The 14386-nt window shown below is 68.5% G+C and carries 11 protein-coding genes; 5 read left to right on the forward strand and 6 right to left on the reverse strand.

What is annotated here, in order from left to right; genetic code table 11:
- Nucleotides 1–16: 16 nt before the first annotated feature.
- Genes DRV85_RS11590 through DRV85_RS11615 form a run of 6 tightly spaced genes read right to left on the reverse strand, consistent with a single transcriptional unit; the run spans nucleotide 17 to nucleotide 7429 of the window.
- Nucleotides 17–1399: an FAD-binding oxidoreductase gene (locus DRV85_RS11590; RefSeq protein ID WP_113289631.1), complete on the reverse strand. Its 1383-nt coding sequence runs from the start codon at nucleotides 1397–1399 to the stop codon at nucleotides 17–19.
- The gene (locus DRV85_RS11595; protein ID WP_199525914.1) at nucleotides 1396–2568 is read right to left on the reverse strand and encodes an amidohydrolase family protein; all 1173 of its coding nucleotides are present in this window, start codon (nucleotides 2566–2568) and stop codon (nucleotides 1396–1398) included. The genes DRV85_RS11590 and DRV85_RS11595 overlap by 4 nt, the downstream gene beginning before the upstream one ends.
- Nucleotides 2568–3446 (reverse strand): ABC transporter permease, encoded by an 879-nt coding sequence (locus DRV85_RS11600; protein WP_233495486.1) that lies wholly within the window; start codon nucleotides 3444–3446, stop codon nucleotides 2568–2570. The genes DRV85_RS11595 and DRV85_RS11600 overlap by 1 nt, the downstream gene beginning before the upstream one ends.
- The gene (locus DRV85_RS11605) at nucleotides 3427–4245 is read right to left on the reverse strand and encodes an ABC transporter ATP-binding protein (protein ID WP_113289632.1); all 819 of its coding nucleotides are present in this window, start codon (nucleotides 4243–4245) and stop codon (nucleotides 3427–3429) included. Before DRV85_RS11605 ends, DRV85_RS11600 begins: the two co-directional genes overlap by 20 nt.
- On the reverse strand, nucleotides 4239–5039 hold the full coding sequence (locus tag DRV85_RS11610; protein ID WP_113289633.1) for a creatininase family protein: 801 nt from the start codon (nucleotides 5037–5039) through the stop codon (nucleotides 4239–4241). The genes DRV85_RS11605 and DRV85_RS11610 overlap by 7 nt, the downstream gene beginning before the upstream one ends.
- A complete protein-coding gene (locus DRV85_RS11615) occupies nucleotides 5036–7429 on the reverse strand; it encodes a transketolase (protein WP_233495487.1) in 2394 nt (797 codons plus the stop codon). Before DRV85_RS11615 ends, DRV85_RS11610 begins: the two co-directional genes overlap by 4 nt.
- A 466-nt stretch (nucleotides 7430–7895) precedes the next feature.
- Between DRV85_RS11615 and DRV85_RS11620 the strand changes: the two genes are divergently transcribed.
- The 5 genes from DRV85_RS11620 (at nucleotide 7896) to DRV85_RS11640 (ending at nucleotide 14376) form a co-directional block, all read left to right on the forward strand.
- A complete protein-coding gene (locus DRV85_RS11620; RefSeq protein WP_113289635.1) occupies nucleotides 7896–9341 on the forward strand; it encodes a mannose-1-phosphate guanylyltransferase/mannose-6-phosphate isomerase in 1446 nt (481 codons plus the stop codon).
- A gap of 178 nt (nucleotides 9342–9519) precedes the next feature.
- The gene (locus tag DRV85_RS11625) at nucleotides 9520–10839 is read left to right on the forward strand and encodes a UDP-glucose dehydrogenase family protein (protein WP_113289636.1); all 1320 of its coding nucleotides are present in this window, start codon (nucleotides 9520–9522) and stop codon (nucleotides 10837–10839) included.
- Between the two features lie 111 nt (nucleotides 10840–10950).
- Nucleotides 10951–11481 carry a hypothetical protein gene (locus DRV85_RS11630; RefSeq protein WP_113289637.1) on the forward strand — a complete coding sequence of 177 codons (531 nt, stop codon included), beginning with the start codon at nucleotides 10951–10953 and terminating at the stop codon, nucleotides 11479–11481.
- Between the two features lie 46 nt (nucleotides 11482–11527).
- The gene (locus DRV85_RS11635) at nucleotides 11528–13543 is read left to right on the forward strand and encodes a coiled-coil domain-containing protein (protein ID WP_233495488.1); all 2016 of its coding nucleotides are present in this window, start codon (nucleotides 11528–11530) and stop codon (nucleotides 13541–13543) included.
- 122 nt (nucleotides 13544–13665) lie between these two features.
- The gene (locus DRV85_RS11640) at nucleotides 13666–14376 is read left to right on the forward strand and encodes a hypothetical protein (protein WP_147238837.1); all 711 of its coding nucleotides are present in this window, start codon (nucleotides 13666–13668) and stop codon (nucleotides 14374–14376) included.
- Nucleotides 14377–14386 lie beyond the last annotated feature (10 nt).

The following is a 14386-nucleotide window of genomic DNA, read 5'->3' on the forward strand; positions in this document are numbered from 1 at the left end:
CTCCCATGTTGGTCGCTCAGTCCTGCCTGGCCATCTCGGCCGTCCAGCCCCGGGTTTTGCCCGGGTTCATCAGGCCGTAGGGGTCGGCCCTTTTCTTGAACTCGATCTGCGCGGTGTCGATCTCCTTCATCCCGCCGTCCTCGATCGTGACGGCGTGGGGGTCGAAGATCGTGCAGCCATCCTTTTCCTCGAGCTCGGCGATGAGATCGTACATCGCCTGCCTTCCGCGCCACCGCACAAGCGGCAGCGCGAAGATCTGGATGTGCCCGCCCATGCGGGCCATCTCGTGGTGCCAGTAGATCTCGTCGCCGTAGCGCGCCATCTGCCGCATCACGAGGTCGGGGTCGAAGGGCTGCGGATAGGCGACCTGAAGATAGGTCCAGCCCTTGTCCGCCTTGAGAGCCTGAAGCGTCGTGTGGTTCCAGCCGCATTCGTAGGCCGGCTGCAATCCGGCCTCGCGGATCTCGGGCTTGGTCATCGCGAAGGAGATGCGCCCGCCCATGCGCTCGGCCTTTTCGCGGAAGCGATCCATCTCGTCCGGCGCGACCATGGCGAAGACGGCGTCGCGATCCTCGGGAAAGAGGTCGCCGAACTTGCGGTAGTAAGGCGCAAAGCGGCGCTCGACAGTGGTGAGAAGATAGCAGTCGAACCCCTCCTCCTGCGCGCCTTGCGCGAATCGCAGCGCGGTGTCGTAGCCGTCGAACAACGCGGCGCAGTGCAGCCAGTCGGTGGCCTGCGTCAGCGCCAGTTCCAGCTCCGTGACGATACCGTTGGTGCCGTAGGCGTGCTGCACCTTCTGGATCTCGTCGCCGTGGAGTTCGATCACCTGCGGCTCGCGCTCCACGGTTACGACCTTGGCGTAGGTCACGTTGCCCGGGTCACGCAGCATGCCGTGGCGGAGCGAGCCGATGCCGCCCGAGCCGCCGGCGAGGAAGCCGCCGATCGTCGCCATCTGCCGCGTGGAGGGATACATCAGCAGCTCCTGCCCCGTCTCGCGCGCCGCATCGTCGAGGCGCGAGATGCGGATACCCGCTTCGCAACGCACGCGGCCTTCGCCGATCTCGACGATCTTGTCGAGACGCGTGAGGTCGAGGATCACGCCGCCCTCGAGCGGCACGCACTGCCCGTAATTGCCGGTCCCGCCGCCGCGGATGGTGAGCGGAATACGGTGCCGCGCCACGGCGGCGGCCACGCGCTTCACCTCGTCCTGATCCTGCGGCAGCACCACCAGATCGCCGGTCACGCCGTCGAGCTGCTCGTTCAGGATTGGCGAATACCAGAAGTAGTCGCGCGAGCGCAGTTCCACTTGCTTCGGGTCGTCGTAGACCCGGATGCCTTCGATCTCGGCGCGGAAGGCCGGCCAGTCGATCACGCGTTCCGGTGTGTCGGGCTTGTTCATGGGGTCGCTCCTTCCAGGGCCCTGCCGTGGCGCCACACCTGCCGGGCGGCGCGCGGACGGCTCACCAGATCGTCGAGGTCCGCTGCGTCGTGCCAGACGAAATCCGCGGGGCCGCCGTCCTCCAGGCTCTGCACGGCGCCGCACCATCGGGCAGCCTCGGTCGTGACGGCGCCGAGCCAGTCCTCCGGTTCGAGCTGCGCGCCGAGCACGGCCGCGCGGAATATGTCGGCCATGTCGTAATCGCCATGCGGGTAGAACCCGTCGCGCACGTTGTCCGAAGCGAAGAGGATCTCGACGCCCGCCGCCCGAGCTTCGATGAAAGGAGCGAGTCCGCGCAGGCGGGGCGTCCGACCCGGCCGGTTGTCCTGCAGCCACATGTTGGTGGTGGGAAGAACCGTCAGCGTCAGCCCCGCCGCGCCGGCCTGATCCAGCACCGCGCGCCTCTCGTACTCCGGCCGGACCGAGAGCGCGCAGCCGTGCCCGCAAAGCACCCGGCCGCCGAAGCCGCGCCGCCCCGTTTCCTCCGTGATCGCGTCGAGGCCCCGGGCCTCCGGCTCCAGCCCTTCGTCCACATGGAAGTCGAGCGAGAGCCCATGCCGCTCGGCGAGGTCGAAGACCCGCGCCACCTTCTCGCAAAGCTGTTCGTTGCGATAGACGAAGGCGCCCAGCACGCCGCCGTCCCGCGCCACGCGGCGGGCGATCTCCTCCCCCGCCTCGGCCAGCAGGTCGAGCGGCGAGAGCGAGGCCAGTTGCAGCTCCACGCGCCCGCGCCAGTCCTGCGCGAGGTCGTTCAGAACCCCCCAGGCGAGCGGCTCGCCGGGCGTGGTCCAGTCCACATGACTGCGCATCGCGCCCGTGCCATGCGCATGGGCGCGGCCCAGCGCCAGCGTCGCCCGCGCGCGCAGATCCGACTCGGTCCAGTTCAGGGCTTCGCGGCCCATCATCTCGATCGCGTCGAAGAGCGTGGCGGGCCGCCCGGGCATCCGGGCGCTGGTGTAGGTCTTGTCGAGATGCACATGCGCATCGGCCATGAGCGGCAGGACGACTCCCCCGCCGGTCGCCTGCGAGGGTGCGAGCGCCAGCCGCCCGCCCTCCGCCGACAGCCGCCAGTGGCCCTCGCGCCCCGCGATGCGGACGCCGTCGAGAATGGATGTGCCGTCGTCCCGCATCACGCCTCGCGCTTGATCTCGCTTTCATGCCAGTGGCCCAGCACGGCCTTCGACAGGAAGCTGGTGGCGAGAAAGATGACGACGCCGAGCAGCGAGACGAGGAAGAGCGCCGCGAACATGCGCGGGATCTCCTGCCGGAAGCTCGACTCGAGGATGCGGCTGGCGAGCCCTGTGTTCTGCCCCGCCGTGCCGGCCACGAACTCCGCCACCACGGCCCCGATGAGCGCGAGGCCGCCGGCGATCTTCAGCGCCGCCATGAAATAGGGCAGCGCCGAGGGCACGAGCAGGTAGCGCAGCCGCTGCCACGGCGTCGCGCGATAGAGGGTGAAGAGGTCGCGCAGGTTGTGGTCGGCGCTCCGCAGCCCGATCGCCGTGTTCGACAGGATCGGGAAGAAGGCGACGATCCAGGCGCAGATCAGCAGCGCCGAGAAGGTGTCGTGCACATAGATCAGGATGAGCGGCGCGATGGCGATGACCGGCGTCACCTGAAGGATCACCGCGAAGGGAAAGAGGCTGACCTCGACCGTGCGTGACAGCGCGAAGAGCATCCCCAGAGCCACGCCGCCCACGATCGCCAGCAACAGCGAGACGAGCGTCAGCTTCACCGTGAACCACATCGAGGTCATCAGCGTGCCGAAGTCGGTCACGAGCGTCTGCGCGATCAGGCTCGGGGCCGGGATGAGGTAATGCGGCACCTCGTTGTACCAGACGAGGAATTCCCAGAGCGCCAGCGCCGAGAGAAGCGCCGCTACCGGCATCAGCACCCGCATCCGGCGCTCGCGCCGCGCGGCGCGCTCGACGGCCGCGTTCATCTCGGCGGCGGGATCCTCGAAGGCGTCCGCCACGGGCGCGGTAAGGTCAGTGGTCGATGTCGACATTGTCCATCGTCTCCTCGAGCGCCGCGCTCACGATGCGGCAGTTCTCGGCGTATTCGGGGGTTGTCCGGTAATGCTCGGTCCGCGGATAGCCGCCCGGCAGGTCGACGACCCGCGACACGCGTCCGGGCCGCGCCGCCATGACGACGACCCGGTTCGAGAGATAGACGCTCTCGAAGACCGAATGCGTGACGAAGATCACCGTCAGCCCGTGGCGCGCCCAGAGCTCCAGCACGTCGTTGTTGAGCTTGAAGCGCGTGATCTCGTCCAGCGCGGCGAAGGGTTCGTCCATCAGCAGCAGCTTGGGCTTCGTCACCAGCGCCCGCGCGATCGAGACACGCATCTTCATCCCGCCCGAGAGCTGCCGGGGGTAGGCGCCCGAGAAGCTGGACAGACCGACCGAGGCCAGCGCCTCCTCGACCTCGTCGCGCGCGTACTTCTTCTTCATCCCCTTCATGCGGAGGGGCAGGAACACGTTGTCGAAGACCGTGGCCCAGGGCATCAGCGTCGCCTCCTGAAAGACGAAGCCGATGTCCTGCTCCCGCCCCTTGCCGGGCGGATGGCCGTTGACCGTGATCTCGCCCGCCGAGATCGACAGAAGCCCCGCGATCATCTTCAGCGCCGTGGACTTGCCGCAGCCCGAGGGGCCGAGAAAGCTGATGAACTCGCCCTCGCGGATGTCGAGGTTCATGTCGCGCACGGCGACGGTGCCGTTGGCGAACTGCTTGCTCGCCCCGTCCATGCGGATCAGGACCGGCGCGTCCTCGGCAGGCGCCTTCTGCGCGGTCGCTTCGCTCACCATGCCGGCGCCCTCTCCACCCAGGACAGCGGCGCGCGCTCCACCTCGGCCAGAAGCTCCACCAGCCGGTCGGTGGCGAAGTCGAGCGTCGCCGCGCCCTTCTCGGCCGTGGCCGCGGCGGCGTTGCCGCAGGCGCCCTCGGGGTGCATGTCCTGCGCCTGCCAGGCGGGCTTCGCGCCGCCGCCGAGCGCGATGTAGCGATAGCCCTCTTCCCATTCCCGGCTGAGCGGACGGAAATCCCTGGCCTTCTCCATCGCCACGTTATCGGGATCGAGCGCCAGCATCACCGAGGTCTCCATGTCCCCGGCGTGGATACCGTGGCGCAGCTCCTCGGGCGGGTAGGCGCTCTCGGGCATCCCCTGCCCGAACCAGTTGACGGAAAAGACCAGCATGTCATGCCGCACGCGCAACTCCCGCGCGACGGTCTCCATGACGGGGATGTTGCCGCCGTGGGCGTTGAGCAGCACCATCTTGCGCACGCCGGCCCGCGCCACGCAGGCGCCGATCTCGCACCACATGGCGGTGAGGGTCTCGGCGGAATGGGTGAGGGTGCCAGGATAGCGCAGATGCTCGTTGCTCTTGCCGATGGCCTGCACCGGAAGGAAGAGCACGCGGCTCTCTTCGGGCAGCTTGCGCGCCAGCCGGTCCACGACCGCCCCGGCCACGCAGGCATCCACCTTCATCGGCAGGTGCGGACCGTGCTGCTCGGTCGCGCCGATGGGCAGGACGGCGACCAGGCTTTCGCGGTCGAGGCGGGAGAACGCCTCGCTCGTGTAGTCGGACCAATAGCGTTTCATGCCGACCCCGCCAGACGCACGGGACGGCCCGGCGCGATGCTCTGCGCCATGGCCGCGATGGCCCCGCGGTCGATGCCGTAGTGGCGGTAGAGGTCGTCGACGCGGCCCGTCTGCCCGAAGTGCTCGACGCCCAGGCCCGCCGTGCGGTGGCCGTGCACCGACCCCAGCCAGCTGAGCGTCGCCGGATGCCCGTCGATCACGGTGATGAGCCGCGCATGCGGCGGCACGCCCTGCAACAGCCGCTCGACATGGCTCAGGGCCTGGATCTGCCCGCGCGCCCGTGCCCGCTGCGCCGCCTGCCAGCCGGCGTTGAGCCGGTCGGCGGAGGTGACGGCCAACACGCCCACGTCGCGCCGGTCCTCGCCGATCAGGCCCGCCGCCGCGATGGCCTCGGTCCCGACCGTGCCCTGATAGGCGATCACCACCTCGCAGCCGGGGCCGGGCGCGCGCAGCCAGTAGGCACCGTCCACGACCCCCTGCCGGAAGGTCTCGTCGATCTCGCGCCGGGGCTGCTCGATGCTGCGGGTGGACAGACGCAGGTAGACCGATCCGCCGGTTTCGTCGCGGAGCCAGGTGCGCTCGTCCGGGTCGCGCCCGCCGTCGCGCTGCATGTAGTCGAAGGCCCACTCCATGATCACCGCGAGTTCGTCGGTGAAGCAGGGCTCGAAGGCGGCGAGGCCGTCCTGGCTCATCCCGATCAGGGGTGAGGCGATGGACTGATGCGCGCCGCCTTCCGGCGCCAGCGAGATCCCCGAGGGCGTGCCCGCGATCAGGAAGCGCGCGTCCTGGTAGCAGGCGTAATTCAGCGCATCGAGCCCGCGCGACACGAAGGGGTCGTAGAGCGTGCCGACCGGCAGAAGCCGCTCGCCGAAGAGCGAATGCGACAGGCCCGCCGCGCCCAGAAGCAGAAAGAGGTTCATCTCCGCGATGCCGAGCTCGACGTGCTGACCCCGGGGCGAAAACCGCCACTTCTGCGTCGAGGGCACACGCTCTTCCTTGAAGGTGTCGGCGATCTCGGAACGCGCGAAGAGGCCCCGGCGGTTGACCCAGGGGCCAAGGCCGGTGGAAACGGTCACGTCGGGCGAGGTCGTCAGGATGCGCGACGCGAGATCGCTGTCGCCGCCCGCGATCTCGTGCAGGATCTTGCCGAAGGCGAGCTGGGTCGAGGTCTCGCGGTCCTCGGGCGGCGCGAGCGCGGGCACCGGCACCTTGGCGCTCTGCCACCGTCGCGGGCCGCGCGCATTGAAGGGCGCCTGCTCGATCACAGCGCGCAGGCGGCTCTCGGGAACATCGAGGCCCGCGAAAGGCGCCCACTCCTGCCCCTCCGGCACGCCCATCTCGGCGCGGAAGCTCTCCATCTGCTTCGCGGTCATCAGCCCGCCGTGATTGTCCTTGTGCCCGGCCAGCGGCGTGCCCCATCCCTTCACCGTGTAGGCGAGGAAGGCCACGGGGCGATCGTGGTCGATGCCTTCGAAGGTCTCGACCAGCGTGGCCAGGCAATGCCCGCCGAGGTTCGACATCAGCCGGCCGAGTTCCGCGTCGCTGCGCCGGTCGAGCAGCTTCTGCACCCCCGACTCGCGCCCGATGTCGGCCTCGAGTCGCTTGCGCCAGGCCGCGCCACCCTGGAAGCTCAGCGCCGAATAGAGCGCGTTGGGGCAGTCGTCGATCCAGCGCCGCAGCGCCTCGCCGCCCTCTTCCCCGAAGGCCGCGCGCTGCAGCGCGCCATACTTGATGAGCACGACGTCCCAGCCGAAGGCGGAAAAAATCGCATCCAGGCGCTTCGACAGCCCCTCGCGCACCACGCCGTCGAGCGACTGCCGGTTGTAGTCGATGATCCACCAGCAGTTCCGCAGGTCGTGCTTCCAGCCCTCCTGCAGGGCCTCGAAGACGTTGCCCTCGTCGAGCTCGGCATCGCCCACCAGGGCGATCATCCGCCCCTCGGGCCGCCCGCCCGCCGCCCAGTCGGGCCGGGCGCGGACGTAGTCCTGAACCATCGAGGCGAAGGCGGTGATCCCCACGCCGAGGCCGACCGACCCGGTCGAGAAATCGACGTCGTCGGCGTCCTTCGTGCGGCTCGGATAGGACTGCGCGCCGCCGTAGCCGCGGAAGTTCTCCAGATGCTCGCGGGTCTGGTTGCCGAAAAGATACTGGATGGCATGGAAAACGGGCGAGGCGTGCGGCTTGACCGCGACGCGGTCCTCCGGGCGCAGCACGCGGAAATAGAGCGCCGTCATGATCGCCGCGATCGAGGCGCAGCTCGCCAGATGCCCGCCGACCTTCAGACCGTCCGGGTTGGGACGGACATGATTCGCGTTGTGGATCGTCCATGCGCTGAGCCAGAGCGCCTTGCGCTCCAGCGCGGCCAGCGCCTCCAGATCGAGGTCGGCCAAGATGCGTCTCCCGAGGTTCCCTTGCGGCAGCGAAACAGGTTCAGACCAATCGGTCAAATCATTTGATAGGCTTTCGCTCGCTGGGCCGCGTGACGGCGCCATCGCGTGCCGCGAATTTCGGCAGCCGACGCCCTCAACGCCGCGTCACGCCGCCACCCGAGGCCTGGCTGGGCACACGCCCCGAGCCGCACTGCCGCTCTCGCGGGCTTGATCGACGAAACCGAGATACGCCGGCCGGCGCGCGCTGTCGCGCCGGGACGGCGGCGATCAGCCTTGGTCGCGCAGCCACCCGTCGCGGTCGTCGGCCGACCTGTGTGCGTCCCGCCGCGCGGCCGGACGACAAGCCTTTTGCTTCTGGCGGGGCGGGCTCGACTGCCCTATCAGTAGTTTGCCGTGACACTTTCGATGCCCGGAAAAGCCTCGTGCTTTCCTCGACAACTTCCCGGGCGTTCGCCGTGAGTTGCATATGGGCCTGACCTTGGAACCTGCGACGATCATTCCCGTCCTGCTCTGCGGTGGATCCGGCACCCGCCTCTGGCCGCTCAGCCGCAAGTCCTATCCCAAGCAGTTCGTCCGCCTCATGGGCGAGGAGAGTCTTTTCCAGGCATCGGCGCGGCGGCTGTCCGGCGAAGGATACGCCGCGCCGGTGGTCGTGACCGCCGATGCGTTCCGCTTCATCGTGACCGAGCAGCTGGCCGGGGTCGAGCAGGCGCCGCAGGCGATCCTGATCGAGCCGGACGGGCGGAACACCGCCCCGGCGGTGCTGGTGGCCGCGCTCTGGGCCGCCGACCGCGATCCCGAGGCGCTCATGCTCGTCGCACCCTCGGATCACGTCATCCCGGACGCGGAAGCCTTTCGTGCTGCGGTCGCGGCAGCGGTTCCGCGCGCCCGTGACGGCGATCTCGTGACCTTCGGCATCAGGCCGACGCGGCCAGAGACCGGTTACGGCTACCTCGAACTCGCCCCCGGGGCCTCGGCGCAGGCCACGCAACCCCAGAACATCGCGCGCTTCGTCGAGAAACCCGATCCCGACAGCGCGGCCGAGATGCTGGCCTCGGGACGGTTTCTGTGGAACGCGGGAATCTTCCTCTTCACCGCGAGGGCGATCCTCGAGGCCTACGCCGCCCATGCCGCTGAAATGCTGGACGCAGCCCGCGCGGCGCTCGCCGGCGCCGAGGCGGATCTCGGGTTCACCAGGCTCGCCGCCGAGCCCTGGGCGAAACTCGCCGAGACCTCGATCGACTACGCGATCATGGAGAAAGCCGGCAACCTCGCCGTCATGCCCTTCGGCGAGAGCTGGTCCGACCTCGGCGGCTGGGATGCCGTCTGGCTCGAATCGGGCCCTGACGCGGCCGGCAACGTCGCTTCGGAGGGCGCGACGGCGATCGATTGCCGCGACACCCTGCTGCGAAGCGAGGCGGAAAGCCAGCGCATCATCGGGATCGGGCTAGAGAACGTGGTGGCGGTCGCCATGCCGGACGCCGTTCTCGTGGCGAAGAAGAGCGAGGCGCAACGCGTCAAGGAGGCCGTCGCCGCGCTCAAGGCGCAAGGCGCCCGACAGGCGACGGAGTTCCCGATCGATCACCGCCCCTGGGGATGGTTCGAGAGCCTGGCCATCGGGGACCGCTTCCAGGTCAAGCGCATCTGCGTGCATCCCGGCGCGTCTCTCTCCCTTCAGTCGCATCACCATCGTTCCGAGCACTGGATCGTCGTCGAGGGAACCGCGCGCGTGACGGTGAACGACGAGGTCCGGCTCGTCGCGGAAAACGAGTCCGTCTATGTCCCGCTGGGCGCCGTGCACCGGATGGAGAACCCCGGAAAGGTTCCGATGGTCCTGATCGAGGTTCAGACGGGCAGCTATCTCGGCGAGGACGACATCGTGCGCTACGAGGACAGATACGCGCGGCGGTAACACAGCCGCAGTGCGCCGCAGGACAAGCCGCCCGCGCCCCTGGACCGAGCGCCGCGCCCGCCGCCCCGAAGTCTTCGACAGCGCGAAACCGCATCATGGCGGGATGCACCCGACCGCGACTTGACGCTTCGGGGCATCTGGCACAGAAGGCCCGAAGCGCAGGCAAGGAACGCTACACATGAAGATCGCGATGATCGGGACGGGGTATGTGGGGCTCGTCTCGGGGGTGTGTCTTTCGGATTTCGGGCACGAGGTGGTCTGCGTCGATCGCGACGCGGAGAAGATCGCGCGGCTCGAGCGCGGCGAGGTGCCGATCTACGAGCCGGGGCTCGACCGGCTGATGGCGCACAACGTCGAGGGCGGGCGGCTGCGCTTCACGCGCGATCTGGCGCAGGCGCTGGAGGGCGCCGAGGCGGTCTTCATCGCGGTGGGCACGCCCACGCGGCGCGGCGACGGGCATGCCGATCTCTCCTACGTCATGGCCGCGGCCGAGGAGATCGCGCGCGCCGCGCCCGACGGCGTGGTGATCGTCACCAAGTCGACCGTGCCGGTGGGCACCAACCGCAGGGTGCGTGAGGTGGTGGCCGCTGCGAACCCCGCGCTCGACTTCGACGTGGCCTCCAACCCCGAGTTCCTGCGCGAGGGCGCGGCGATCGACGACTTCATGAAGCCCGACCGCGTGGTGGTGGGCGTCGAGAGCGAGCGCGCGGCGCGGGTGATGTCCGAGATCTACCGCCCGCTCTACCTGCGCGAGTTCCCGATCGTGGTGACAGACCTCGAATCGGCCGAGATGATCAAATACGCGGCCAACGCCTTTCTCGCCGCCAAGATCACCTTCATCAACGAGATCGCCGCGCTCTGCGAGCGGGTGGGCGCGGACGTGCGCGAGGTCTCGAAGGGCATGGGGCTCGACAATCGCATCGGCAACAAGTTCCTGCACGCCGGCCCGGGCTTCGGCGGGTCGTGCTTTCCCAAGGACACCCGCGCGCTCGCCCGCATCGGCCAGGAGCACGGCATGGCGCTGCAGATCACCGAGGCGGTCATCAAGATCAACGAGGAGGTCAAGCGGCGGATGGTCGAGAAGCTGCTCGATCTCTGCGGCGGCAGCTTCAACGGCCGGACGGTGGCGGTTCTGGGCGTCACCTTCAAGCCCGAGACCGACGACATGCGCGAGGCGCCCGCGCTCACCATCGTGCCCGCGCTGGTGGGCGGCGGCGCGCGGGTTCGGGTGACCGACCCGCAGGGCCGGCGGGAGGGCGAGGCGCTGCTGCCCGGGGTGGACTGGCAGGACGACCCCTATGCGGCCGCCGAGGGCGCCGACCTGCTGGTCATCCTGACGGAATGGAACGAGTTCCGCGCCCTGGACCTCAGCGATATCGCGGGCCGCATGGCCACCCCCCGCCTCGCCGACCTGCGCAACGTCTACTCCGCCGACGCCGCACGCGACGCCGGCTTCACCGCCTATGCGGCGGTGGGACGGCGCGGGTTCGGGGAGTGAGGTCGCACCCTGCTTCAGCAGCGAAGGCGATTCCTGCTTTCCCACGGTTGCGGGCTTGCACTTGCCGGGGCAAGGCTGGAAAACTCCTGGGCGTCGAACGCGAGGGACGACATGGCGGGGCAGGCTGACGTGCGGAACGGTCAGGCAGGTGGCAGCGATGCGACGCAGGCATCGAAGCGCGCCGCGGAACCGGCGGAATCTGTGGTCGATCCGGCCAATCCTGCCGAGTTGCAGGCGCGCTACGAACGTCTCCTGGCTCAGAATACCTCGATGGCGGTGAACCTCGGCCGGCTGCGCCAGGAGCTCGAGAGACGGAAGGCCGAGGCGGCCTCGGCGACCGACGCGGCCGAGCGCGAGAACAAGAGGTTCGAGTCCGAAATAAAGGCCCGCTTCGAAGAGATCGCGCGTCTGACGGAGATGCTCGAGGAGCGCCGCGAGGCCGCCGACGCCCGGATCGCGGAGTTGCAGCAGCGTCACGACGACGTGGTGGCCTACGCCGCGCAACTGGAGCATGCGCATCTTTCGATGCTCGAAAGCACCTCATGGAAGCTCACCGCGCCCGTCCGCGCTCTCGTCCGCGTATTGGCGCGCCACCCGAAGCCGCAGAGGTTCCGGGCGCGTTTTCTGAACTATGGCGAATGAGACGCGCCATCGCGCGGCACCGCGACACGAGGACATGAGCCGAGGCATGCAGCCGGTCTCCCCTCCCGACGCATGGCATGCTCCGGACGGCGCAGCGCCGGCTCCGCTCATGGTCTGGCTCCAGCCGTCGGGCATGCGCGAACACGTCGAAGCCTACCTTTGCAAGCTCCTGATGGACGAGACGCCGCCCGAGACCCTTTCCGACCTCGCCGAAGCGGAGGACCGGCTTGGAGGCAACCCGCAGGCCCGGCTTCTGCTCGTCTGCGACGCCCCGCTCGCTGTCCTCGCAGAGGGCATGGCGGAGGGGATCCCGCCCACGGAGCGACTCTCGCGCTGGGAAGCCGAAATCCGTGACGTCCTCCGGCTCCTTCGCCGCAATCGTCGGCGTGCGACCGTCGCCTCCACAGACATGATCGTTCGCAATCCGGAGGGCTTGCGGCGCCATCTGGCCCTGCCTCCGCTGAACGAAGCGACGCCGGCCCCGCCGGCGCCTCCGGAGGACCCGAGGGATCCGGTTCTTCAACTGCTCGCCGCAGAGGCGCTGGCGAAGACGCCTGCAGCCCGCGCCCTGGCGGGAGAGCTGGAAGCCAGTGCGCCGAATCTCGGCGGGGAGGGTCTTCTGGCACGACAGGAGGATCCGGACAGTACCTTCCAACGCTATCAGGAGACGCGCCGGTCCGCCGCGCAAGCCGAAGCCGTCCTGATGGACCAGCTTCTGCATGCTCAGGAACAGGCCGAGCAGGGCTATGCCGAGGCGCGGCGCGCCGAAGCGCAGGCCGCCGAACTTCGCGACAGGCTCGAACTGTCCGACCAGGAAAGCAGCCAGCTGCGCGAAGAGGTCCGGCGTCTCGGCGAGGATTTGGCGAAGAGCAACGAACAGACGGCGCGCCTGCAGAACGACGTGCAATCCGCTCGAGCAGAGGCCGCTGAGCTTCGCGACAAGGTCGAACTGTCCGACGAGGAAAACAGCCAGCTGCGCGCAGAGGTTCGGCGTCTCGGCGAGGATTTGGCGAAGAGCAACGAACAGACGGCGCGCCTGCAGAACGACGTGCAATCCGCTCGAGCAGAGGCCGCTGAGCTTCGCGACAAGGTCGAACTGTCCGACGAGGAAAACAGCCAGCTGCGCGCAGAGGTTCGGCGTCTCGGCGAGGATTTGGCGAAGAGCAACGAACAGACGGCGCGCCTGCAGAACGACGTGCAATCCGCTCGAGCAGAGGCCGCTGAGCTTCGCGACAAGGTCGAACTGTCCGACGAGGAAAACAGCCAGCTGCGCGCAGAGGTTCGGCGTCTCGGCGAGGATTTGGCGAAGAGCAACGAACAGACGGCGCGCCTGCAGAACGACGTGCAATCCGCTCGAGCAGAGGCCGCTGAGCTTCGCGACAAGGTCGAACTGTCCGACGAGGAAAACAGCCAGCTGCGCGCAGAGGTTCGGCGTCTCGGCGAGGATTTGGCGAAGAGCAACGAACAGACGGCGCGCCTGCAGAACGACGTGCAATCCGCTCGAGCAGAGGCCGCTGAGCTTCGCGACAAGGTCGAACTGTCCGACGAGGAAAACAGCCAGCTGCGCGAAGAACTCAGGGAGACGAACGAAAAGCTCGCGGAGAGCGGCGACGACTTGGCGAAGAGCGAAGAGGACCGCCGACGCCTCGAGCGGATCAACGAGCAGCTGAACCAGGGCCTGGAGAGCCATCAGGTCCAGTTGCGCGACGCGGAACGGGAGAAGGCGCAGCTTCTGGATCAGCTGCAACAGCTGCATGACCTGCGCGAGGAGCTCGAGGCGCATTTCTTCCGGGCAGAAGACGCGGAACGCGAACTCGCCCGACGGGAGAAAGAGCTGTCTCGCCGCCACGCCGAGACCGAGGCGCTCACGCAGAAACGCGAGGCGCTGGAGGCGCGTGTCCGTGACCTCGACTCCAAGATGAAAGCGCAAGCGGCGCAGATTTCGGACAAGGAGCACAGGATCGCTGAACTCCAGTCCGCCCTCGACTTGGCGCGACGCCCTGTCACGTCGGGTCCCTTCGGCTTCATCCGCCGCGCATTCACCCGGGAAGGCGATCGATGAGTGAGGACTGGACGGACAGTATCGCCACGATCGGCTCGACGACGCCGCTCTCCGTCATCCTGCACATCGGGGCGGGAAGCGGGGCCGACCTTAAGGCCTGTCTCGAAACAGGGGCCGGGTCCGTGATCGCCGTGGAGCCGGATCCTGTCTCCCTGGCCGATCTCGAACGCGGCGCCGCAGGAGAAACACGCGTCCGGGTGCTGCCGGTCGCCGTGACAGAGGGACCCGCGCAGAGGGCCGCCTTCCATGTCTACAACATGGCGTGCCTGTCGGGGCTGAAGCCGCCGCAGGGACTCGAGGAGCTTTTGCCCGGGCTGAAGGAAACCGCGCGTCCCGTGGTCAGCACACGGGATGCCGCAGATCTCTTGTCGGAGTGCTTTCCCCAAGCTGCGCGGCAGGACGATTCGCATCCACCCGGGCTTCTGATCATCGATGCGCCGTCGAGCGCCGCGCAGGTTGTCAGGGCGCTGATCTCGGCCGGGCTCACACGGCAGTTTTGGCATATTCTCCTGCGCGCCCCGGAAGAGGCATACTGGCCCCAGAGCGACTCCGCCGAAGGATTGCTGCGCCTTCTCGGGGAGGCCGGGTACCGCGTGCAGGAGCGTGACGACGACGATCCCGACTTTCCGCGGCTGCGACTCGCGCTCGACCCGCTGGCCGAGCATGCCGACAGTCTCGCAAGGCAGAACGCTGCCCTGCAGCAGCGCGTCGAGGAACTGGAAGCCGCCATCGAAGAAAAGGAGATGCGCCTCCAGGCGATGCGCCAGGAGCTGAACCGCTTCGAAGGGCAGATGGATCTGCTGGAGCGCATTCTTCTGCGCGACGACGGCTGAAGAGCGACAC

The organism is Rhodosalinus halophilus (genome assembly GCF_003298775.1).
Classification (GTDB): domain Bacteria; phylum Pseudomonadota; class Alphaproteobacteria; order Rhodobacterales; family Rhodobacteraceae; genus Rhodosalinus; species Rhodosalinus halophilus.